Below are 25,230 nucleotides of genomic sequence, written 5' to 3'. Positions count from 1 at the left end.
AGAATTTGAATCGTAATTTTTAGTCTTCTGTTTGATCGATAACATCAGAATCTTCATAAGTTATTACCTTACGTTTTGTTCCTTCTGGTCTAATTCCAAGAATTCGGGTTTCTACCACTAATATAGAGTTATCATCATCGTTAAATTCAAACTTAGCTCCTTCTGCCTTGTCTATTTTTAACTTGTCTTTAAGTGGATCTCCTGGTTTTTCTGCTATTACAAGTTCTCCTTTAGGAATTAAGTTCACAAATAGTCGGACAATATTTAGCGGTTCTTTTCCATCAGTTTTAAGATTCTCTATGTCTTCCGCAGAAAATTCTGCTATTTTAAGGTTTTCAAATATGGTTTCTATCGCTACTTCCACATGAATTTTATTGGTAGATTTTTTATCTTTTTCTTTTGCTACTTTTACTAATTTTAATGATTTTACCGGATTGTCATCAGTTTTCATGGTATATATAGTTCGTGATTAATATACCATCAATTTAGTTAAAAATTCTTTCATGAAAAGATGAAAACAAACTACTTTTTTTGAAAAGAAAAAAACAGAGCAATATGTGTTTTATCACTCTGTTTGTTATTCTTCAGTATTTAGGCTGGAAGAAATTTTCCTGTAGGCGCATCGTAGGTTACAGAAAGTTCATTGATACCACCACCAAATTTTAAAGCAGTTTTCTTAGATGTCACCGTAGTTACTACAGAATTACTTTTTACTTGTGATTGCAACCAAATGTAAACCGTTGTGTACGGCGTCATCATTGCGGTACTTGCTAATAATACAGGTGCAGCAGATACGGCGTTTCCTTTGATATCGGTTCCATTTACATTAGCATCTTGAAACAATCCGACAGTCATAATTCGTTTGTTTGGATTGTCGGTTCCTGGAATGATTCCTCCAGAATAGCTATTAGTTAATGCATACGAATTTGCTTCTCCTCCACTTAAAGGTCCTGAAACGGTAGCATTGTCTTCTAAGACATACAATTTGTTCATTGAAGCTCCCACAGGAACACTTGATAATTGACTTAATTGCGCACCATTTTTCACTTCGCTCGTAGAAGCATAAATCCCGTATTCTTCTTTCCACGAGAGTGTATTGGCTTGAAATGGCTTGAACACTTGCCAAGCAACGTTTGGATCGTCACCGCCAATAGAAGGTTTGGCAATAATAACACTCGTTCCTGAATCGTAAATAGCTCTTAATTCATCGTCTGAAAAGGCGATTTCTAATTGAAATGTAGACATAATATATAGTTTTGATTTTTGTTCCTACTCTTTTATGGCTTTTCGGATACCGCCATTGTATATCAATTTTATTCTTGAGTTTTTGAATTTTCTCTATATGTAAAACCTTTGCTTGAGAATTGATCAAAATTTATCCATTTGTCTGGGAATGCTTTTCCCCATCCTAAAGACACTTTCATCATGTGTCCTTCTTGCTTGTAACCATACACCACGACTCCATGTCCTGCTTTATCGTCACTCCATTTTCCATGACCGTCAAAGAGAAAAGGTTCGTTGCCATCAATGATTTTTTGAAGAAAAGCGAAGTTCTCACCATCTTTATGAAGCATTTCCCAGGTAAGTCCGAAGTCTTTTAAGATTTCTTTTCCTTTGATGGTATTGCTATCTTTTGTACTGCCACTATCAGATGTTTCCATAAGCGTATGCAACTTCCATATGGTTTCTTCTACTTTGGCACATTGACTTGGATTGCTTGTACTGAAGTGACTTGGCCAATCGATGGTCCAACAAGTGTTTCCTTTCCAAATTTTATCATAGCCTGAAATTCGTGCACGTTTTAAGGCAGATAATAACATGACCCACGCCACAGGAACACAGCCTGAAATTTTTCTTGGATGACATGGTGTATTACCAGAACTTCTATCTACCGTACAGACTTCACCAAACGTATACGAACTGCAGTTTTGTTGGTATTTTGTAGGTTTTGAACTTAAGGTTTTACTTGGCAAACTTTCGGTGCGTACTTCATCTAGTTCTTTCCAGTATTTTGCAACGTTTTCAGAGGTGAATTCATCTGAAGGTTTTCTATCCAAATCTCTTCTAACATCGCTAGTTAGTATGAAAAAGTTTGGAAGATTTAGCAGGACTTCTTCTTTGCTACTTACATCTTCTAACGATACATACAACTCTGTAGAAGAAGCGAAATAGTACTTTTTGGGCATCACGTTCATTTGCGAAATTGCCAAAGTTGGTTGTAACATTTGATCAATTTGTTCTTTGAGTGATAGTCCTTCTGTGGCATATTCAACAACTGGCGGCAATTCTTTAGATTCAGAGACTAATAAATAACCTGCTCGTTCCATTGTTTCCTTGTTTTCAAGCGGAATATCATATAATCGAATCGTATGATTCCACCAGAATACATTTTGTATTTCATTAGATGATCCTGCGATTTTTAGATGATTCCATACTCTCGGGTCATCTTTTTTGTTCTGCTCTATAAATTTTACAGCAGTTTCAAACACATTTTCCATGATATTAATTTTTAAGGTTGATGATTATTTGCAATTGCATTTTTCGTATTGTTCAGCAATAAGAAGTAGCGCCAAATCGCCCGAACTGATATTGTAGTCTTGTTCTTCTTCAGCTAATGCAAGTGGCATGGGTAATTTTACAGGAAATGTTCGTTCAACACATTGTTTTCCTAAGAGTGGAACTTCCCCACAACCTTTTATGAAAAATTTAAATTCTATATGCTTATCGTTCTTTTTGAAATCTGTGATTTTTATTTCGATCGTAATATTTTTGATAGGCGCATATACAAAACTTGTTGCTGCATTGGTTGTAAAAACTTTGGCATAATTCTCTTTGGCAGTTTTGGCAATTACTTCTAAAACTACCGTTCCGCTTCCATCTGCGGTAAATCTGACACTTGGTTGAAACTTGTATTTTTCTGGTGTGCTTTTTTCCACATAACGGACATTATATCCTTCGTAGACAGCACCATTTTCAGCTTTTATTATTGTAGTATGAAATGACATAACACTTTAATTTTATAATTTGATTCTTACTCTGTTTAGGATTTTCAGATGCCTCCTTCACTTAAATGATCATTTAATTGTACCCTCCAAAAGTAGTGTTGAGACATAGGCAGCGAAACACACAGATATGTGATTTTAGTCTCACCTATTTATGTGATATTTTGGATTGAGAGGATTGGTTTTTGGATATAAAAAAAGACGCAATACCTTATTTTATTGGTATTGCGTCTTTGTACGCGTTCACAAGAAAAAAAATTCTCTTATGTCGATAGAAGTTCTTTTACAGATAAATGTTTTAAAAGAAACCCATCTATTTTTTAATGATTTTTACAGTTTGTATTCCAAAAGCTGTTTTTATCTTCACGAAATAAATTCCTGCAGTAAGACTGTTCATTTCGACTGTTTTTTGAGGTGATATTTTATTAAAATCTAACTCTTTTAATAATTTACCTTGAATATCATATATAGAAATCGTTTGGATAGGAGTCGTTCCATTTACAGTCAAATTATCTGAAACTGGATTTGGATATACCTCGAATTCATTATAATTTGTATTTTCTGTAACAGAGAGGACATTTGCAATTTCTGTTGATACCATGTTTGTGATTATTGGCGCATTATAATCAAAATAAATTTTAGCTTCTCCATTAATTATATCACCAATTACAACATCTGATTTTGGTTTTACTTTGAATGCAATATATCCATGCGAATTTGGTTCATCAGTAGTACTGTCTGGTAAATTAATATTTGGAAAACTAAATTCTAAAAAGTTACCATTAATAATTCGAGTGTTGTATGCATGACTTGCTGAAATTGGTTGTAATGTTACCCAATCTAACTTATCATCTAATTCATCAGTAACAACAACGTTTATGGCACTTGCTGTTCCCGTGTTTTGAAACCGTACTAAATAATGCAAATACTCGTCTGCTTGCTCCAATAAAATTTGTGATCCTTCTAAGACCTGTTTATCATTCGGATCAAATGAGTTTACTACTACTTCAGTCAATACATATTGATTATCTTCCAGATTAGCATCTGTAGCAGTTGGTGTAATTGTAGCAGTCAAACTTAGTATATCATCTCCATTTACTGTTGGTGGCGGATTGGTATTCATAACCAAATCAATAGTACGTGTTTCAAAAGGAAGTAAATCTGTAAAATTGAATGTTATTATGTTTCCAGAAACAGAACTTTCTGCTGGAGACGCACTGATAAAATTTTGACTTGCATCACTAAATTCAAATGTTATAGATCCATTTGTAGAAATGCTCCCTGCATTTTGATATACAATTTGATATTCAGCATCAAATCCAGGTCTTGTTTCAGATATTGGTAAAACTACAATGTTTACATCACTTGTATTTTCATTAGAACTTACACAGAAATCATTTCCTGTACTGTTTGCTCCTAATCCTGTAAAGTTTTGAGAAATATTATTTGGATTTACCATATAGCCAGAAGATCCTCCACTGAGTATTACAAAATAATTTCCTTCAGGTACTGCAAGTGCATATTCACCATTTGAATTGGTAAACGTAGATAAAGAATTATTACTTGTCAATGCTGTAACCATTACATTTTCCATTGAAATGTTTCCTGAACCACATCCATTGTTTGCTAAATCGTAATTTACATTACCAATAATAAGGTTTTGCGGTGTTGTAACTGCACTACAGTCATCAGTAAAGTACGCATTGGGTCCTTTATCAAGAAAGTTAGCCGTTGCATAGGCAATATCATCTACACAAATAGCTTGCAAACTTGGTGTATTGGTTAGGCGAAAGTTAACATTCGTAACTGCTGAGTTATTTCCGTTTCTAATGTTTAGACTTTCTAAAAAGTAATTGTCTTCAATTTCAAAAGCATTTAATGCTGTATTTTGACTAAGATCTAAAGTTGTTAATAATGTATTATTACTTTCTATGTATGTTAGATTTGACAGGTTGGTAACATCCAAGGTTGTGATAGGATTCATTGACACTCCAACAATCTGTAAAATAGGATTTTGTGAAAAGTCAAATACACTGATTTCATTGTCAATTGCATTTAAAAATTTTAAACTAGGATTTTGACTAATATCAATTGTTGTTAATTGATTACCTTGAAAAAATAAAGATTCTAGCAACGGGTTTTGAGAGATGTCAATAGTTATGAGTTGATTTAAACTTACACTCAGATTCTCAAGTAATGGATTTTGAGATACATCAATAGTAGTCAATTGACTCTCAATGCAACCTAAATATGTAAGCTGTGGATTTTGAGTAACATCGATATTTGTAAAATTATTCCTAGATATATCCAAATATTCTAACATAGATAATTGAGATACGTCTACAGATGAAAGGTTATTTCTCCACAATCTAATCTCTTTTAAATTTAAATTAAGGCTAAAATCTATTGCGCTCATTTGCGAATTTTCATGCCTAAGAGCTTCAAGCTGTAGATTATTTGAAATATCTAAAGTATTTAACTGACTATTTTCTTCTACTGAAGAGCTTAGTTTTTTTAAGATCGTATTTTGAGAAATATCTAAACTAGTCAAGTTTTCATGTCCACAGTGTAAAACAACTAGTTCTTCATTTTGAGAAAAATTTAAAGATGCTGGTAACGGATTTACTTCACAATCCAAAACTTGTAATTCAAAATTAGACAACATAGAAATATCTGAAATATTATTATTGCTAATATCTAAGTAATATAGATTTGAAAAAAACTCTAAACCTGAAAGATTTCCAATTGATCCGTATGAGATTCTTAATCCATTTATAACAGCAGCTTCATATGTTTGTATTTTACCATCATCATTTAAGTCAGCATCAAAAGGAGTATAAACTGGACTGCTTACACTCGATGAAAAGTTAACTTCATCTACATCGATATCTTGAACTACACAACTAGTATTGATAAGTACATTTTCCAATGAACTATCTTGAAATGTAATGTCATAATCTACATTAGCATCACTAAAAGTTATATTACTATTTACTGAATTATGGATAATGATGTAGTAAACATCACCTCCTATAAAGTCGTATTCAAACTCAGTTCTAAAAGCACAAATACTATCATCCTCTAAAAAAATATCATCGTAGGAAGTTGCGACATCTACATTGGATTTTGCCACCATAATAAAGGAATTGATATTTCCATTACTTAGCTCCATTTTTAAAGAAATATCATTTGTAGGAGCAAATCGATAATGTATGGTTGTAAATCCAAAAGTGGCAATAGTACAGCCAGTAAGGTCACCATTTGTCGCTACAGTGGCTTCTCCAGTTCTGGCAAAAAGCTCTACATAAGGTATTGAAGTAATATCTGTTGCATTTTCAATATTGTCATTTGCAGGAACTTGTGCTAAAGCTAAGACACAACAAAATAAAGTAAGTGGTAAGAGTAATCGTTTTTTCATAAAGTATATAGTTTATCGGTTTTCCGCAAAATATATACACTTTTTAAACTAAACAAATTCTTACAGTATACTATCTGAAAATTATCATAAATTTAACAAGTATGCACTAATATTACACCATTCTTCCTTCTTTGATAAACTCTCTTTGGATTGCATCTATCAAGATTTCGTTGGTTAATTGCATTCCTCCAGCTGCTAGCACTTGTAAACAAGCGTTACATAAAATACTCCTACCTCAAATGAATTCGCTTAGAATAAAATGAAGTAAAAATTGTGCTTCTAACTAACTAGTTTTCTTCTATATTAATTCAATTTGTATTACCTTAAAATCTAGCACTTTGCTGAAACTTGAAAATTTCAGAGGCGCATTTTTTTATGTAACAAACCTTTTACCTTTTAGACCTTCTGTTTTCAAAACTACAAAACAAGAAGATTGATACACTTTACGCATTCAAAAGGTTTGTTTACTCTTTTGTCATTTCGTTTACTTTAGGTAAGCCATATATTTGATTTATTAAAAAGATGCAACCATGTTTCCGAAATATTATATTGCTTTAGTATTCATCACTTTTTATACTGCTACAACATTTGCCCAGAAAGCATTTGAAGTTGACGCAAACGGATATATTTCAGATATTCGTTTTCATGAACTTATTAAAGAAAAAGGATATGAATTGATAGGAAATTTTTCAAAAGTCAAAAAACGATCAAAAATCTATTATGCTCCAGTTTTGCGAAACGATCTTTGGGGATTTATAGATTCCTACGGAAACGAAGTCATTAAGCCTGCGTATGCTTTTCCAAGTTATTTTAAAGATGGAATCGCTGTAGTTTCGTCTATTATATATAAAAATGCAGCGTTTATTGATCGATGTGGAACTACTGATTATACAATTAGTTATGAGTATAAACTTATAGACATTCATGGAAATACGATTGATACGTATGACAGAATAGCATCTTTGTATTTTGATACTGTCGTTGCATTTAAAAATGAAAAAGCAGGAATAACCAATTATAAAAGTGAAGTTCTCCTTCCTTTTGAATATGATGACATCAAACAATATACAACGTTTACGATGGTATCTAAAGACAAAAAATGGAGTCTTTTAAACTCAAAAGGAAAACCAGCTTCTGCTTTTATATATGATCGATTCGAAATTTACAACGGCTATTTATTAGGATATAGTGGTGAAAAGTTTGCTCTGCTAAACCATGAAACAGGAAAACAATTGACACCATTTATAACACGTACAGCGAACTTACAAGATTATAATATTACGAAGCATGAATCAAATGCTAAAGCAGAAACATTGGTTGTAAGATCTGAGGAAGGTTTTCTTGTATTCAATCAAAAAGGAGAAAAAATAACTTCAACACAGTATACAAGGGTAGAACAATTAACAGAGGAGTTTTTGTCAATTCGCGATGGTGATTGTTGGGGAATTATGAATTCTAAGGGCAAAATTATCGTTCCTACAAAATACGATTTGCCTTTATATTACTTGGGAGAAGGCATTTTTGGCGGGAAATTTAATTCCGAAAACAAATATGTAGACGCTAAATCTGGTAAGGAAGTATTAGCTCAGTATAAGCTTCTTGGAAATTTTGTAAGCGGACTTGCGCCACTTATAGATGAAGAAACAGGAAAACACGGATATATCAATAGAAAAGGAAAACTTAAAATTCCTATGATATACGATAATGTAAGTTATAGAATTGCAAAGAGTTCTCCACTTCGAAAAGATTCAAAATGGGGCGTTATCAATAAACGTGGAAAGACAATGATTCCTTTTATGTATCAAGAAATTAGAAAGTTAGGCAAAAATTACGCTGTCCGTTTAGATCATAAATGGGGATTGTTTGATAAAAAAGGGACTGTTCTAATATCTATTCAATATGAGAATATATCAAATTACTATCCGGCTAAAAATGAACACTATATTGTAAGTCTTCATAAAAAAGTTGGTATTGTAACCAAAACGAATCGTATCGTAATTCCTTTAAAATATGATGGAATTAGTAATCGATCTCATAATGGTTTTTTACAGGTTTCTTTGAATGGTTTGCAAGGCTTTATAGACGTTGTTACGGGTAAAGAAATGATTCCTCTATTATACACCAACATAGACGACTTTATCTATTTTTCTAAAAATGAAGGCTTTGCAAAAGCTTTTGATGCTGAAGGCAATGCGTTTATAGTGGATCGCTATCATAATAGAACTCAGTCTTATATTGGCTATTGACATTTTCGTAGTTGTTAGTTTTTATATATAAAACATACCACTACACCATTCTTCCTTCTTTGATGAATTCTCTTTGAATAGCATCGATTAGGATTTCGTTGGTTAATTGCGTTCCTCCTGCTGCTAGCACTTGTAAACAAGCGTATTGTACTATATTCACAACATTGGCTCCTGTTACTTCGTATTCTTCTGAGATTTCTTGGAGATCAATTTCATCATTCATAAACGCTTCTGGAATGTATTTTTGCCAGAGTCGCAAACGTTCAGGAACTCCTGGTGTTTCAAAATCGATGATGGATTGGAATCTTCGGGTAAAAGCTTTGTCAATATTACTGCGATAATTAGAAGCGAGAATGACCAAACCTGAATGTGATTCAATGCGTTGCAGTAAGTAGGATACTTCTTGGTTGGCATATTTATCATGCGCATCGCGAACGCCAGTACGTTTTCCAAAGATAGCATCTGCTTCGTCGAAAAATAGAATCCAGTCTTTGTTTTTGGCTTTGTTGAAGAGATTGGAGAGATTTTTTTCCGTTTCTCCAATGTATTTGGAAATCACAAGTGATAAATCGATTCGGTAGACATCTTTTCCTGTGTGTTTTCCCATCAAACTTGCCGTAAGTGTTTTTCCAACTCCTGGCGCTCCAAAAAACATGACTTTATAGCCTGGTTTTATTTTGTCTCGCATGTTGAAATCGTTTAGTAAGGTTTCATTGTGTTCCATCCAAACTAAGGTATTGTTGACTTCTTCGAGCGTATTTTCATTGAGTACCAAGTCGTCCCATTCCATTTGTGTTTCTAACAACTCGGCAGGGAAATCTTGACTTAGTTTTGGTTTAGAAACCGAACCGTATACAAACAGTTCTACATATTCAAAATCTAACAACAGCGTTCCGCTTATTTTTGGTTCGCCAATAGGCACATTTCCTAATCGTAAGATTGATTTTTTGGCAAAAGCATGTTCTTCATTAAATATAGAAATGATAAAGTTTCGCGCTCTGTAATTGTCTCCAACCACAATAAAGATAGCTGTTTCCCCTGTTGGTAAAATTCCTCGGTATTGTGTTCCTTTTACGCCTCCAAACTCTGGAAAGTCACTTCCGTTCGGGAAATATTCTGAGAGAATACTTGTTAAGAAACCAGGTGCAATATAGGGCAACATAGAGAGCAACAGAATGAGCGTTTCATAGATTTGGAAATTGTTTTCTGTTATGAATTTTGAAAACTCCGAATCGTCATTGGCAAAGTCGAAGGTAGGAAATTCAACAGTTTCGTCACTTCCTGAAATATCTGCCAATCGAAATCGTACAGCTTGTTTAATGTAGTCTATGAGTTCTGTAGTCATGGTTATCCTATGAATTTATATGGTAAAACACACTTTTTAGGTGCTGATTTCTAACATATAAATAAAAGGATACTTCTCGTTTTATAAAACCGTTGAAACACTTTTTTTTAGGGTGTTTTTCCCCTTTTCTTTCCTTACAATTTTAGTGCTTTCTTTATAAATTTGACTTTTTCTTGTATTTGACTAGTAGAATCCGATAATATTTTATCATAATATAAAAGCGTACTTGGACTTAAGTGTCTTGCCAAAGTAGGCTCGTACGTTTCCCATTCTGTTTTATGCAAGGTATCTTCTGTCATTGCATAAATTTCTTTGTTTTTTGTAGAGAGATAATCAATTAATTTAGCTTTGACTCCTATTTTTTTTCCTTCAGAATTTTTGATAGAATCTGCTACAACTCCACCAATAAAACTCTCTACATCTTTTATCGTGATGATTCTTGGCAAGTAGATTGGTAAGTGTTTCACGCGATACTTTTTAGAATTCGCCACAGCATCTAAAGAATCTTTTACTTGTGCAACAGGCTTTCTTCCACGTTTTTCAAGACGCTTGATTAAATCACTAAAATAGTCAGGATTTTTATCTAAGTTGGCGCCTGCACTGATGACTGCCGAGAGGTTTCCTTGCTCTTTCTCATTAAATACTATAAAATCTATCTCTGCTTTCTTTTTAAATTCTTCAACTAAATATTTGATGTAGTTAGATTTCCCATTGATGACTTCGACAAATATGACATTGGTTTCTGGTTTAATGACAAAATCATTCATATTCTTAAGTCGGTCATACCAATCTAAACTCGTGAGCAATCCGCTGTTATCAATGGCGCCTGCGTCAATATAATGTCCGTAACCTGTTATTTTTGCGGCGGGACTTAATCCCGGAAAACGATTGGTACAAGAAACTGCCTGATAAAACGAAATTACAGGTCTTTTTCCATCGGCTTCTATAGGTTGTAATTGTGCTAAATTGTCTGCATTCAAAAACAAATCTGTTTCCTTTTGATCGTAACGAACAGAACTAAAAACACCTCTTCGCCCATTGGTTTTAGCCGTGTTGACTAAGATTGCTGGAAAGTATTTATTTTCATCATAGATACTATCTTTCCAATAGTTTTGAAATGAAAACGTGTCTAATTTTCGATCATTTTTTCTGTTTTCTAATAAATTACGATACGAAACCATGGAATAATAAGATCTGTCTTTATGCTGACTAAAATATCTGAATAAGATTGCTTTACGAAGAAAATCCCAACCTAAAGTATAGGAAACATCCATAGAAGCATAATTTTTTAAAGCTACAGCATCTATCCTGTCAGCAATATTTTTATAACAATCTTCCGTATTTTTTGGAAATTTCCCTGCCAATACTGCATACATGGAAAGTCCCATCATTCCTCCTGAAGCACCTGAAAAGGAAGCCGTTTGATTTAAAAACTCACCATCCGTAACCTTCTGAATATGATTTAAGAGTTTCATAGTCCAAATATTGGCTTTTAAAGCTCCTCCATGTGATGCTACAAAAATGAGCGGTTTGTCTTTTTGTAGTTTTGTTTTAAGCGTGTTTATATAATCGTTCATGTGTAAAACCTCCGCATCAACGCGCGATTCACAGGTATCTAATTCATGCACTGGACTTTCTTTTATAAACATCGATATGCCAACAACAAGAATAAGCGCCGCTAAATAATACACGGTTTTCTTTTGCCCTTTTTTTACAAATTTTTCTTGCTCAGATAATTGAATGAGTCTAGAAATTCCGCCTTCTTGTAATCCTGAATAGGCTAAATATTCATCTTCATCAATATTTCCATTTGAATACGCTTCGCTCTGTCTTTTGATTGCTTGTACTACAAAGAGATATTTTAACACACAGGCCAATCCGTAGTAAATAATATAAAAGTAACTGAACAAAATGACCATTGCATTTGGCATGTGCCAATCATACGCTACTGCAATATTACTGTAGATAATTAATCCTAGAAGACATAGTGCAATGATGAAGAAGAAGACAACATAATTGAAGTTCACTTCTATATATTTTACCAATCGTATGGAAGCGTAGGTATCTAGTTTTGATCGAAAGAGTCGGAAACTAATATAGTTTAAGGATAATGAAAGCGTTAGAAATTGTAATAAGAAATAAGACGTTGTATTGAAACTTGCCCAAAACGCTATTAAGAGCAATAATATAATGGAAATTACTGTGATTGAGTAAAATGATATGACTCCAAACGTATAAAACTTTTCATAGGCTTTGGAATTTTCTCCATGTTCCTTTTTGTATAAAGCATTTTCTTTTTCCACTTTATGCTTTCGGGTAAGCATGTACGACATTGCTAAAAAAGGAAAACCGTAAAAAATTAAATTCCACCACCATATTCCATCTAAAGTATCATACGCGTAGAATAATTTAGGCTCATAGGTTTTGTAAATATAATACGTCCATATAGAGAATATGAGCAATCCCAAACTGTAACGGAAGTATTTTGCCATATAATCTTGCTTATATTCCTTCTTATCATCTTCATATTCGGACACTATCTGATGTTGAGGAGTTGGCTTTTTACTAAACGTAAAGATTTTGTAAAATTTTAACCAAACATGCGCATACCAATAGTTTTCATCTTTACTGTCATTGATATCTTTTGCATAATAAATGTAGATGGGATAATGCGAAATCACCAACGCAAACACAGAAATAATGACATAGCATAAAATCAGAGACCAAGAAGCATCGTCTTCAATCATATCAACCAAAAGCGTATATGCCTGATCGAGTCCTTTGATCAATAAAAACATTACAATAAGTATGATGATACTTAAAAAAGAAGAGCGTCGAAATTTATTGATTGATGTAAAGAAGTTGTAGAATCCGTTGCCAATTTTGACCATCATAGATTCTTTGGTTTTTTCTTCATTAGACAGATTGGTTTCCATACGAGTACGACTTTACTTTTGTTTTTTTTAAATATACAAAAATAGATTTGTACGACTTTTACCTATGTTTGGGTATTATTCCCTATACTGTTAAGGTTCCAAATTCGAGACATTACATTTTCCTTCTATTAAAAATGTAAGCAATCGGCTATCTTCTACTGTGATTTTCCATCCTTTGTCATGGGCTCTGCAGGCTAGCGCAATAATATCCCAAGGAATCCAATAATCTGAATTTGAGCATCTTCCTTTTGAATCGTCACTAAAAGCGCGATCTTTGTCTAATGCTATTTGTAATTTTTCATTAAACGAAGTTTCATCTCCCAAAAAGAAGGCATATTTTAACTCACTCAAAGGAATATAAATTCCTTGATACCAATCTTTCCATTCGTCTTCTCCTTCATAAAATTTTTCAGCCTTTTTATTTCCAATATCTAACTCTCTTTTTATGATTGATTCGTCAATTTTATGCAAGGATCGTTCTAAAAAAAAGTATTCATAGTAATACGATTTTACAGAATTTGGATTATCTAGAAAAGGACCTGTACCATCTTGTCTAAAGATAGCTTCTATTGCTTTTTCACAACGACAGATAGATGCAAAATTAAAGAAATTGATAAGAGTGTCTATCGATGTATCTGAACCTCTTCGCTCTTTTTTAAGCTGTACTTTCTTATCTGCTACCCAAATTTCTTGTGACTCACCTATATGTTCTTCAGTAATAATATGCCCATAAATACTTTGCATTGCATGTCTGAAATAGTTTTTCAGTTCTTCTATTGAAGTTTTATCTTCTATATATTTTAATGTGAACCAAAGCCTATTTCTGATAAATAAATTATGGAGTCGAGTTGCATTTCCTTGAACAACTCCAATAAATTTTTCTTTAAAACCTGTAAAGTTTTTTGATAACTTATATTCAAAGATTTCCTGATCCCAATTTTTAAAATCTATTTTATTACCCATCTTGTTCTTTTATATTAAAAACTCAGTAAGTACTGTACTTTGTGCTTGTCCTGCAGAGTTAATTGGTGTTTGTGCTTTATAAAATCTTACATTTCCTAAATCATACGCTGCCTCTAAATCATCTGCCATACGCATTTTTGCAGCATCACCAGAACCTCGCATTCTTCCAAGAACATAATCAAAATATTCTTTTGTTCCTTGTTCTACACGTTGTGTACCATGCTTAGCAGAACCTAAGGTAGAACTTCCTCCTTTTGCTTCTACTAAAATAAAGTCACCCGTATCTGTTTTATGAACTTGGTCAAATACACCTGGACCTTCAAAGGTATCTGTATGATTTATATTTCCATGTTTCTTTTTGATAGCATCTTCTGCTCCAATATCACCAATTTGTTCACTATTCTTAACTTTCTTATTAGTTACTTTAAAATGATCGTCTAATAATGCTTGCTCTTGCGGTGTTAAATCTTGTTTTGCTTTCTTTTTAGCTAAGGCTGCTTCTACTTCTGGTGTTTTACTTGTTGTTATTTCTGTATCAATTTGTGTACGTCTTGTTTCAGCATCTAGCATTTTTCTATCTAATTCTGGAAGTGCATCAACTTCTGCTTTGTTTTTAGGGTTTTGTGGTCTATTACGAGCAAATGAATCTTCTATGATGTTACCTTGAGCATCTGTTTTAAATTTAGCATTTACATCTATTTGATCATCGACTCTTTTAGCACTTTCCCAAGGAGAATTTGCATCTACTTTCACTTCATAGGTTCCATCAGTATTTCTTCTCCATTCTGGTTTATCTGCTTGCGCTTTAAACCTATTATCTGCATGTACTTCTACATTTTTCCCAGTATCAGGATCAGTTCTGGAGAGCATGAAATCAGGATTAAATTCAGCCCAAAGTTCAACCCACTTTCCTCTTTTTTGAAACCAAATTCTTTTGAATTTGAACTTCTCTAATATTTTCTGACGTAAGTTACTTAATTTCTTAGTTCCTTTTCCAACCATACCTTGGATTCGTATTCCTAAGCGTGTATTTTTTATTCTGGCAACTCCTTTTTTGATGACGTTTCCAGTTTTGGTAACTCCGCTACGAACAAAGTTGACACCTTTCATTACTTTTTGACCGATTCGAGTTGTTTTTGCTGCTGCCATGACACGCTTGAAGACTTTCCCCATTCCTAGTAGAATTTTATCTAATAAGAATTCCATCACAATGACAGCCATTGCCATCGCTAATGATTTACCTGCTCCAACAGCATCTCCTGCCCAGGCTTTTTTGACATAATCCCAAATATGTCCTAGTGCTTGGTAAACTGCATACGCTCCAAAAATAATCACCATTGCTTTTACAATTATGTCTACAGCGGCTACTAATCCTGCACCACCTGTAAAGAACGCTATGAGTCCTGCTGCAATTAATGCGGCTACTAAGGCAGCAATAATCCATACTTTGTTTTTATTCCAAAATACTTGCAGTCCGGTCATCATTTGACGTCCCATAAACGCTAAACGTGTTGCGATGTCTAAACGTCCCGTTTTTGTAATTAATGTTGCTGGATCATTGTCCATATTTGGTGTAGAAGGTGCTTTTCCTGGTTGTGGTTCTGCGTTTCCAACTTCTTCCGATTCTACCAACATCTGTGCGTTGTAATGATCTAGTTTTGCTGGATCGGTCATGTTAATCCAATCTGGTTTTGGCGGCTTTTCAGCGGCTTGGTCTACAGACTGACTTGCTGTTCCTGCGCTTTGTTCTGCCGTTTGCTCTACTTGTTGTGGCGGTAATGCATATCCTGCTGCATCTGCTGCAGACGCTTGGAAATCTTGTGCGGTTACAGCATCTGGACCTGCACCTCCGAGCTCAAACGGAACGCCTTCTTGTAATGGTGGCAAGCTAGATACCAACTCAGGTTCTAAGGTTACTGCTGGATTTGGCTCTATGGAAACATCGTCATTACTTAGTTCTGATTTTGTCAATACTGATTGTAATGCTTCTGGAATTGGTTGTGTAGCACTTGCTGCATCTGCTGTTTGTTCTCCCGCATTTTTACCCATAGCTGCTGCCCAAGCTTCTTCTTGTCCGAGCGGAACTTCAAAATTCTTTAATGGTTCTGCAGGATTTCCTCCTAAAGCAACTTCTGCCAATGCTCCAAAGAATTGTCCTGGCGCATACCACGCTCCTACTTGTAAATTCCATAAGAAACGTATGATTTGAATTAAACCAGACACTAAGAACTTCATTGCATCCAACAATAAATTGTATAAAGCTTGATATGCTGCGAGTATGGCGTCGAGCACGGCGCCGAGTGCATCGAGTAAAGCACTTACTGCTTTTTTGAGTCCTTCTGCCAATGTATTTACCACTTTTACAGCGGCATTTACGGCACTATCAATAGCTGCATTAAATTTGTCTCGAAGTTTCGGGAAAGCTGCCAAAGCAACGTTTACAAGAGCTTTTAAAGCTTCTCCAAAGGCTTTGATCATTCCCACAATAGCATCTCGCGCAAGATCAATGAGTTTGTTGGCCAATTTTTTCGCAGCTTCAATTAGTCCTTTGACGAGTTTTCGTAAACCATCAAAAAGCTTGTTGAGTCCTTCTTTTAGCTTGTCAAAGAAGCTACTTACGGCATCAATAGCTCTGTCCCACCAACTTTTCTTTTCAGAATCTTTTTTCGCTTGTGCTTTTTTCGCTGCTGCTTCTTGGTCTGTTTTGGCTACTTCTTTGTCTGCTTCTTTTTTAGCTTTATCGTATTCAGTAGTGATTTTGGTATCTGCATCTTTTACTTGTGTATCAATATCACCATCTACTTTTTTCTTTTCAGCTTCTGATTTTTCGCTGTATTCTTTTTTGACATTTTCATTTTCTTGCTGCCATTCCGTACGCTGTGCTTCAACATCCGATTTTGCATCACTTTGCGCTGTCTCTTGCTCTTGCTTTACGCGTTGTGTTTCTGCATCAATGTCTTGTTCAGATTGTATGCGTTCTTTTTCCTGATCTGCTTGCATTTTATCATACTCCTCATTTTGCTTTTGCATATCAGGTTCCAATTCTTGGTCGATGTATGATTTTGCTTGCGTATCAAAACTACTTTTTACTTCTGCAGATACGTTTGGTATTTCTTCTGAAAGTGCTGCCGTTTCTGGCGGTGCAGTCAATTCGACTGTTGGCGATAACATTTCCAATTCCATTTCTGGATAGATATCATCTTCTCCTTTGTAGAGCTTACTTTCCGCAAGATTTTTTTCTTGTTCTTTATTGGTTGTTGCAGCAGATTCGTCTAAATTATCTTTGTTTTTGTTTGGATCTGCCTGTCCGGTTAAATCAACCGTTGGCTTTTCTCCAGGATTGGTACTTACACTTTCTGAAGTTGGTAATTTATTGATACTACTTTTTATTTCCGACTTGCGATCTTCTTCGCTTCCGCTTTTTCCAATACTAAAGAAGCTTTTTATTTTGGCCAATACAGAGCTTGCAGGTTGTACACTTTCGGTAGGAATTTGAGCGCCTTCTGCTTTTCCTGTCGGTGTTAAATCGCCCAGAATTGACTTGTCTCCTTGTATTTCTGCTCCAACTTGATCGGAAGCTGCTTTCGCTTTTTCTTTTAGTGCGGCAGATTTCGTTGGAACTCCTGTAGGTTGTTCTATTTCTGGAAGTGAATCTGTAAGTGTTGTTTGTTCATTTTTTCGAACTTCCGATAAGGTTGTATTTGATTCTTTAACGCCACGCATGAAGTTTGTTGGTGATTGACTCACCAATCCGTCAGCATATACTTTTCCATTTTCTGTTGGTAGTGCTAGCGGCGCATCGTCTTCTTTGACGGTTTCTATTTCTGGAATACCTGCTTGTGCTGCTCCTGGAACGGAATATCCTTTTCCGCCTCCTGCTGCACCTTTTCCTTTACCTTTGGTACCTTTTCCATTCGGTCCTGCTTTCGATTCTCCTTTGCCTTCCGTCTGTGTTTTTGCAGTTCCATTTACTTCTGCAGTTGCTGTTTTTTCTGCGATTGTTTCTGCTTTTGGAGCTACAGCTTCCGTTTTTTCTTGAGTTTGCGTTTCTACACTTTCTTCTTTTTGTTCTTCTATCGCAGTAGGATTCGCTACAGCAGTGGTTTGTGGTTGTGCAGTTTTATTTATAAAAGAAGTACTTCCCATCTCAGACATTTGAGAAGTTTCTTGTGTTCCCTGCATTTCTTGTTGAAGTGAAGGAACAATAAATAAGTCTGGACTTTCGTTTTCAGTAGATTTTTCGTTCGTTTTCTTTAATTGAGTTGGCGCAATAAACAAGCTTGATCCAGAGGAATTTCCTTTGGATTTTTCAGTTGTATTTTTTTGAACGCGCGCTGTATTCATTGTTATTTATAGTTATTTTGTAGTTATATTACCATTCTACATGCATCATTTTTTCCATCCATTTTAAGCGGATTAAACTAATGTTCCACGGGACTCTTTCTAGTAAAATGTCTTGTGCTGCTCTTTCTATTTTGAGCTTTATATTGCTTTCTGAAACAGTGAGGTTTCCTTCTCGCTTTAAAAACATATCTCGCAACGTATTGATCGTACTTTTTTTGAGTACAACCCAATGTTCTAATACTGCTAATAACAGTTCTTCACAAAGATTTTTGTCTTTTTCCGTAAGTGGTGTTTGATAGTTTATGATGGTTTCTAATGGAATTCCTAGAAGTATTTTTTCGAGTGTCAACTCAATATCTGTCACTTCTTCTGTTTCGGTTGCTAGGAAATGTAAGAGCATACATGCTTTGCCAATATCGGTGATTTGCTTGTCTTCTGAGAGCAATCCGACACCCTCAAAAAACCTTAATAGGAACGGATGTAGCAAAATTAGTCCTGCTTTTTCTGTGGTTAATGCCATATCTTTTGCCGTTGATTTTCGAGTTACTGTCGTTTCTGAAAACTCTTTTGCTTTTTGTTGTAGTAAATGCGCTTTCGCGAGATTGGACTCTGCCGCTTTCTTAGCCTGATCGTTACCTATTTCAGTCGTTTCAGCCGTTTCTTTGGTAGTTTTTGTTGGATGTTCTTTTGCTTCGTCGTTTAGATTTTGCGTTGTTTGAAACTCCTTTGTTGTTGCTTTTTCTGCGTTGTTGCTTTCTTGAATTTTATGTTTATCCTCACTATTTTGCGATTTACTTTCCGTGTTTTTTGCTGTTTCTTTGGAACTCGTGTTTTTAGTAGATGTTGTTATCGTTGGTACATTGCCTGCTTCCGCTTTTCCTTTGTCATCATTGACAATTGTTGCTATTTTTGAAGCCTTTATTGTGATACTTTCTCCTTGCTCATATTGTGTAATGGCTTGTAAAACCAATACTGTTAGTTGTAGTTCATCAATTTGTTTGAAACGTTTGTTTTCCGCTTGTGCTTTTGGCGTAAGCAACTGCATGAATGTTTTTGAGAATTGTGGCAAAGAACTACTAAATCCTAAAGTTTTAAACCAAATTTCAACTTCTTCTGGTTTGTAAGTCAGTTTGAATTGCGTGCAGATAACCTTCAAGAATTGTTGAAAGAATGTGGTTTCTAGTTTTATAAATTGAGACGTGATTTCTTGCTTGCTTTCGATGAGTTTTGAAAATTTCTCATAATCATTCCGCAATAGCGACAACATACGTTCTATAGCATCTTTTTTGTTGGCAAATAGTGTCGTTAATTTGTTTTTTTCCACGGAAGTGAACTCAATAATAGTTCCCAACCATTCTTTAAAAACTTTTACAGAAATGTATCCCGGAAGGATTCCATCATGCAAATAACTTATCAAAGCATCAAACGGAGAAGCTTCTTTGGTAATCGTTGCTATTATGTTTCCATCGGAACTATTTCCATCCGCTTGTATGCTGTTTAATTGTTGACTTATTTGCTGAATGATTTCTTTTTGCAAGGTTTCTAAATCTAAATCATTTACCTCAACATCAATATCAATTTCATCGATTATACATCTCGTATTTGGATGTTTTTTATCCCAATCATCGCACATACGTTCTACCCGCGGCAATAATCGTTCTTGAAAAAAATCGACATAGTATTGTTCCCAAGAAACCAACGAATTGTCGTAGTTGACATCTACTTCAAACGCTATGTTATGGATTGTATGCATATTATCTTACACTTCCTCCTTTGACAAATGTATTGCTGATCGTTGTTTTAAATGTATCATCTTTGGTGTCAAAACTATCTAGATATTCTTGTGTGATTTTTGATCGTGAATTGTCTCCATAATCAGCTTCTCTAGTATTGGAAACGTTAATCATTTCATTGTAAATCGTTCTTAATTCAGCATTATTTTCATCTACACAACGCAGTAATTCTAATGACATGATTTCCAAGAGTTCGTCTAATTCTAAGATGGATTTTTTATCACCCGTGAATCCTGAACTTCGCAAATATTTATTATTTAATTCTTGACGCAATCCATTAATTTGACTGATTGCTCCAATACTATCATTGTTTACGTCTGTAGATTCTTGTATTTGCTTGACTACATTTCTCATTGGGTTTATGACATTGCCCGTAATAGCATTACTAAATGGCTCAGAGAAGAATTTGTTTTCTAAGTCTTGTATGCCCGTATTTACTCCTAATTCGTTCAACCTGTCAACATAAGGCGTCCCACAATTGAGTGTTCTAAAGCCTGTTGTTGGATTTGTAGGTTCTGTTGGTTCTGTTGGTTCGGTGAGCCTTATATCAGAAACCGTTACAGTAACAACTTCTGTTGTACATAAATTTGGAATAGATATTCTAACACTACATCTTACATTAACAGAATTGTCTGCAGATATTTTAAAGACACCTGGCGCTACTTGACCAATTTGTTGTCCTGTTTGTATTTCTATAACTTCATATTCAAAATAGTCTTTGTCATCAAAAGTATGACTGAATCTAAATTCATAGCTTCCATTTTGAAATTGTGAGTTTGATCGATCATGTGCAATCGTATTTTCTGCTGGCAATTTGTATACTGTTGTTGAATCGATTGGCGTTGTTCCAATTCTAAATTCAATAAGTTCTCCAGCGAGCGTATTTGAAATTGCCGAAGCTCTGAATGTATGTGAAGCTGCATTTTGTCTTAATATACTAGTTCCTACTTGTGGTGACGTAATCACAAAATCGGTTGGTGATACAGCAATAGGAATGCTGAATGCAGGATCTCCTTCTTTCCAACAATATCTATCTAGTAAACCTAAATCGGTTGGTAGATCTGGTGTTGGTGCGTCTTCACTAATTGTCACATTAATTGGAATTGTTTCACAAGGATCTGCATCCATTAAGCTAGATTGTACACAAATAACTATTGTATATGTTAAGTTTACGTCATTTCCACCTGCAAGAATTCTATGATTTGTAGTGGTTGCGATTGGGTTTCCATTTTCATCAAACCATTTTGCTTCTAAATAGTTTTCAGGATTAGCGATATTTGGTATTCGTATATCATGTCCAAGATCTATGATTAAATCACCTCCATCCCAACGATCCAATTGATAACCTCTATCAATATTGCCATCTGTTGGAAGTTTGTATACTCTTGTTATTCCTACTGGCGAGCCGTTTATAAAAATTTGTATTTCTTGATCTATATCTGCGTCTAATACAAATCCTGATTCAAAAGTAATGATCCCATCATTGTTTTCTATTACGTTATTGCTTAATGAAGTAGTGACTACATCACCTGCGTTTACACCTAATTCTATCGATTGTCCGAAACAAATACCTCGTGGTATTTCTAGACTAGGTCTGTTAATCGTAAAATTAATATTGAACGTTTCTGTACAAGAATCTTCCAACCCAATAACACTCATCACAAGTCTGTAATTTACGGTTACTGTGGCTTCTCCTCCGTTTTCAATTCTAAAATTCGGGAGGTTTCTTGTAGTTCCAATTTCTGTGTTATCATTGTTTAAATCAATCCAACGATATTGAATATAGTTTTCTGATTGGAATGTGTGTTCAGCTCTAATATTTATATTCACACCTGTTTCATCCCATGCTATCACATCAAAAGTTGGTATGTCTGTATTTATAGTACTTGGCAATTTAGCGACACGTGTTGATACGCCATCTACAATTTCTCCATTTATAGCAAATGTAATTGGATTACCTGCTAGTTCATTTAGTACTTTTGCTGGATCAATGAAGTAGTTTCCATCATTGTTTTGTTCTATAAAGCTTGGCGAAGCATCTTCTGGAGACGTTAATGTTGCATCAGAAGGTGTTATGATAATTTGTGTCCACGCAGGCGTTGTTTCTATGAGTCGGTGACAGATAATTGGCGGTACCGTTACACTGTTGCCTACAGGTCTTGAGAAATCTAATTCTAAATCAGTTGTTACGGTACATGGCACTGGATTTCCTGTGATACTGATTGTTACCGTAAACGTTTCCTGGAAAGTGTCTCCCGGATTTGCAAAGAATGCTGCTATGACCTCTTTTGTAATTGCTATTTCTGATCCGTCAGCACGATTCCAAATGTATGAATAATAGGTTTGTGTGTCTAAATCGTGACTTAGCAATAAATCTAAGTTGATTCCTGTTTCATCCCACGATAAAAATTCTACGCTTGGCGTAATATCTGTAGGCAATTTGAATACACAAAGTTCTAATGGTACTAATGGTGTTGTTCCATTTACTAAGAACGTTAACGGTTGCCCTAATAAATCGTCTGGCACTGCTGTAGGATCAAAAGCGTACCCTGAGTCTGTTGCCACAATGAATGCATCTCCTTGTGGAGAAGTTATAATGCCATCCGCTGGACCGATGATAAAGTCTACTTGTCCTTCGTCTGTTGGTAAACAGTATTTTGTTTTTGAAATGGTCAGTGTAATGTCTGGTTCCGCATTGTACACAATGGTTTCTGGCGGACAGTCTGAACAGCACATGTATGGTAATGCAAAGTCAAATTGTACAATTCCATTAAACTGACTTAATCTGGTTTCATCTTCTAGTAATTCTTCTGTTCCCCCAAGATATACCATTAAGAATGTTCCTCCTTTTGGTACACCTGCCATGTGTTCAATTCCTGGATGTTTTTCTATGAGTCTTGATAAAATGAGTTCTCTGTATAGATTGTCTCTTATTTCATCTATTTGCGCTTTTAGCCACGCTAATTTTTCTTTTAGACAACAGATTTTAGACAATTCATAGATAAAGAATTCATACATTTTATCATGCGTCTTTGTTCCATACGTAGCGTCGTCTGTAGCTTCTGATATGGCAAATAATACTTGATCAACATGCGTGCATAGTCCGTCAATAGCATTGTTGAGTGCTGTCCATTTTTCAGTAACATACACTTCATCCAATGATTTTAAGAAGTTACGCTTGATATCTGCTAATCCTGCAATGATTTTGATTGGCGCTTCCGTGTAGAAGAAATAATCGCTTCCTCTATCTACCGTTCCTTGTGCTTGATCGATGATTCCTAAAGCTACAGTAGCTAGGTATAATCCTGCCACATTTTGCGTTCCTACATACGAGTATGCTTCATCAATGGCATATTGAAGTGATTGACTGTAGCGAGCTGATTCCGTTCGTTGTCCAGCGTCTACTTCTAACGCATCTACATTTGTATTGATGGTTCTTCCTTCTATTTTTTCTGGATTCGTTGTTTCTCCCGTAGCGCTTCTTCTTCCTAGTAATTGTAATACTTGCTGCTGATCTTGGGTAGCAAGCGCGTAGATGGAAGTGCTAGTATCGTTGTTTCCTAAATCGTCAAATTGATATTTTGAAAAGAATTCCGTCGCGCTTTCTGCTACACAGCAAAATTCTTGTTCCCATGTTTGTAGTAAGATGGAATAATCTTTTGTATTGCAGGTATCATCTTCCAAAGAAACTTTGTTTACAGGAAATCCGATACTAACTGTTTTTACATCAAATGCTAAGTTATATTTTGCTTTTAGACTGTTGATTTTACGCAATGCAGAACGGAAATCTTTTCCAATATGTCCTTCAATTCGATAAAAATCTTTGTCTAAATGACTGTATTCTAATGGTTTTTGCACACATGGAATGTTCTGTAGGTTTGCTACATGATATCCTAAATGCTTTTTTAGTTTTCGCAATTGAATCGCCAATGGATTCCAGTTGGAAATCAGCGAATTTTTTGTTTCGTAATAGTACGGAATGGAACGCTCACTGAGTTTGAATTCGTAATTCTTTGATGGCGTTATTTTGATGGCAGCCGAACTTGTGTTTGGTATTCTGTATTCTTTTAATTGATTGAAAAATTTGATACACAACGCTCTGATTGCCATTAAATTTTCATCATTTTCAGAAACTGTCGGTGAAGGATAAAATTCGTGGCGTGTTTGTAAACGTGTTGCTTCTTCTAGTGTTCCTAAGAGTAAGTGTTTTGGAAACGCATTTATGTTGGCTACACATTCAAAACGAGTGAATAGTATTAAGTCTCTAATTTCACGATAGGTATCTATTAAGTCTTTTAATAAATCGTATTTGTATTGAATGTATGGTTCATCCTGAACTACAAAAATATCATCAAAATAGGCTGTGATTTGTGGAATGGTAACTCCAAATTTTGCAAAGTTGATACGATGACTGAAACGATCAATAATCGTAGTAATTCCGTTGTATAAATCTGTTTTTAGTGAAAAGCTTGTGGTAAACTGATCGTGAATAGAGATTCCGGAAGTTGTATTGTCTTTAGTCAGTAATAAACGTGGCATACACAATTCAGGAAGTGTGTCATAGTACGAGAGTACATCGTGACTGTTGTATATGGTATCCTCAGCAACAAGCGCACTTTTATTACTTTTATGAACTAAGAGAAACTTTAGATTGCTGTATACTTTATTCCCTGTTTCATCACAACCTGAACCTCCACACAAACCTTCATCTTCTGTGTAATCTTCTACATATGCAACTAAAATATAATCTTTGAGCGCACCGGATTCATTACTTGTAAAAGAGGAGAGCGGAAGCTCGCCGTTTGGGCGTCCCGCTCCCTCTTGTTCGTAGATCTCATATACCTGTAGTCCATCAAATAGTTCGTAAGACGCTCTATCAGTCAGTACCGAATAGTAGTGAAATCTACGTGTTTCTGATTTTATAATGTCGCCATCGGTCGTTACACCGACACCTTGACCAATTTCTATGTATGAATTTGAGTATGAAACAATGTTTAATCCGCATCCAACTCCAACACCAATTAAGTACACACGACCTAACCGATCTTGATCTTCGAAGTAATTTACAACTTTATTTAGATTTTTATGTGTTAAAACTTGATCTGGCAAAAATTCTTCATAGATATTGCCGCGTGTGTTCAAGGTGTGTAAATACGGTTCTCTTTTCTCTATTGTTTTCATCT

Annotated in this window: 12 protein-coding genes; 1 reads left to right on the top strand and 11 read right to left on the bottom strand. The window is 34.9% G+C overall.

Annotated features, from left to right (window positions below):
- Positions 1-19 precede the first annotated feature (19 nt).
- The 5 genes from Q0845_RS08725 to Q0845_RS08705 all read right to left on the bottom strand — a co-directional run bounded on the left by Q0845_RS08725 (position 20) and on the right by Q0845_RS08705 (position 6,420).
- A complete protein-coding gene (locus Q0845_RS08725; protein WP_298511816.1) occupies positions 20-451 on the bottom strand; it encodes a hypothetical protein in 432 nt (143 codons plus the stop codon).
- Positions 452-591: 140 nt separating this feature from the next.
- Positions 592-1,245 carry a hypothetical protein gene (locus Q0845_RS08720; protein ID WP_298511814.1) on the bottom strand — a complete coding sequence of 218 codons (654 nt, stop codon included), beginning with the start codon at positions 1,243-1,245 and terminating at the stop codon, positions 592-594.
- Between the two features lie 68 nt (positions 1,246-1,313).
- A complete protein-coding gene (locus tag Q0845_RS08715; RefSeq protein ID WP_298511812.1) occupies positions 1,314-2,498 on the bottom strand; it encodes a hypothetical protein in 1,185 nt (394 codons plus the stop codon).
- Between the two features lie 24 nt (positions 2,499-2,522).
- Positions 2,523-3,005 carry a hypothetical protein gene (locus Q0845_RS08710; protein WP_298511810.1) on the bottom strand — a complete coding sequence of 161 codons (483 nt, stop codon included), beginning with the start codon at positions 3,003-3,005 and terminating at the stop codon, positions 2,523-2,525.
- 310 nt (positions 3,006-3,315) lie between these two features.
- Complete coding sequence (locus Q0845_RS08705) at positions 3,316-6,420, bottom strand: T9SS type A sorting domain-containing protein (RefSeq protein ID WP_298511808.1); 3,105 nt, start codon at positions 6,418-6,420, stop codon at positions 3,316-3,318.
- Between the two features lie 530 nt (positions 6,421-6,950).
- On the opposite strand from Q0845_RS08705, the gene Q0845_RS08700 reads away from it, so the two are divergent.
- Positions 6,951-8,666: a WG repeat-containing protein gene (locus tag Q0845_RS08700; protein WP_298511807.1), complete on the top strand. Its 1,716-nt coding sequence runs from the start codon at positions 6,951-6,953 to the stop codon at positions 8,664-8,666.
- A gap of 40 nt (positions 8,667-8,706) precedes the next feature.
- On the opposite strand, the gene Q0845_RS08695 is transcribed toward Q0845_RS08700, so the two are convergent.
- The 6 genes from Q0845_RS08695 to Q0845_RS08670 all read right to left on the bottom strand — a co-directional run bounded on the left by Q0845_RS08695 (position 8,707) and on the right by Q0845_RS08670 (position 25,228).
- Positions 8,707-10,011: an ATP-binding protein gene (locus Q0845_RS08695; protein WP_298511805.1), complete on the bottom strand. Its 1,305-nt coding sequence runs from the start codon at positions 10,009-10,011 to the stop codon at positions 8,707-8,709.
- A gap of 134 nt (positions 10,012-10,145) precedes the next feature.
- Complete coding sequence (locus Q0845_RS08690; RefSeq protein ID WP_298511803.1) at positions 10,146-12,947, bottom strand: hypothetical protein; 2,802 nt, start codon at positions 12,945-12,947, stop codon at positions 10,146-10,148.
- A 90-nt stretch (positions 12,948-13,037) separates the two neighbouring features.
- Positions 13,038-13,910 (bottom strand): immunity 49 family protein, encoded by an 873-nt coding sequence (locus Q0845_RS08685; RefSeq protein WP_298511800.1) that lies wholly within the window; start codon positions 13,908-13,910, stop codon positions 13,038-13,040.
- Between the two features lie 9 nt (positions 13,911-13,919).
- Entirely contained in the window at positions 13,920-18,254 is a 4,335-nt protein-coding gene (locus Q0845_RS08680) for a hypothetical protein (protein WP_298511798.1), read from the bottom strand.
- 28 nt (positions 18,255-18,282) lie between these two features.
- Complete coding sequence (locus Q0845_RS08675) at positions 18,283-20,007, bottom strand: contractile injection system tape measure protein (RefSeq protein ID WP_298511796.1); 1,725 nt, start codon at positions 20,005-20,007, stop codon at positions 18,283-18,285.
- Between the two features lies 1 nt (position 20,008).
- Entirely contained in the window at positions 20,009-25,228 is a 5,220-nt protein-coding gene (locus Q0845_RS08670) for a hypothetical protein (RefSeq protein WP_298511794.1), read from the bottom strand.
- Positions 25,229-25,230 lie beyond the last annotated feature (2 nt).

Origin of the sequence: uncultured Kordia sp. (assembly GCF_947489565.1) — a bacterium.
Lineage (GTDB): Bacteria > Bacteroidota > Bacteroidia > Flavobacteriales > Flavobacteriaceae > Kordia.
This window is presented reverse-complemented; position numbering and strand designations above follow the sequence as displayed.

Coding starts and splice junctions, on each gene's coding strand:
- Q0845_RS08705 (WP_298511808.1), bottom strand. CDS start 6,420: ATGAAAAAACGATTACTCTTACCACTTACTTTATTTTGTTGTGTCTTA.
- Q0845_RS08715 (WP_298511812.1), bottom strand. CDS start 2,498: ATGGAAAATGTGTTTGAAACTGCTGTAAAATTTATAGAGCAGAACAAA.
- Q0845_RS08685 (WP_298511800.1), bottom strand. CDS start 13,910: ATGGGTAATAAAATAGATTTTAAAAATTGGGATCAGGAAATCTTTGAA.
- Q0845_RS08690 (WP_298511803.1), bottom strand. CDS start 12,947: ATGGAAACCAATCTGTCTAATGAAGAAAAAACCAAAGAATCTATGATG.
- Q0845_RS08670 (WP_298511794.1), bottom strand. CDS start 25,228: ATGAAAACAATAGAGAAAAGAGAACCGTATTTACACACCTTGAACACA.
- Q0845_RS08725 (WP_298511816.1), bottom strand. CDS start 451: ATGAAAACTGATGACAATCCGGTAAAATCATTAAAATTAGTAAAAGTA.
- Q0845_RS08675 (WP_298511796.1), bottom strand. CDS start 20,007: ATGCATACAATCCATAACATAGCGTTTGAAGTAGATGTCAACTACGAC.
- Q0845_RS08695 (WP_298511805.1), bottom strand. CDS start 10,011: ATGACTACAGAACTCATAGACTACATTAAACAAGCTGTACGATTTCGA.
- Q0845_RS08720 (WP_298511814.1), bottom strand. CDS start 1,245: ATGTCTACATTTCAATTAGAAATCGCCTTTTCAGACGATGAATTAAGA.
- Q0845_RS08710 (WP_298511810.1), bottom strand. CDS start 3,005: ATGTCATTTCATACTACAATAATAAAAGCTGAAAATGGTGCTGTCTAC.
- Q0845_RS08680 (WP_298511798.1), bottom strand. CDS start 18,254: ATGAATACAGCGCGCGTTCAAAAAAATACAACTGAAAAATCCAAAGGA.
- Q0845_RS08700 (WP_298511807.1), top strand. CDS start 6,951: ATGTTTCCGAAATATTATATTGCTTTAGTATTCATCACTTTTTATACT.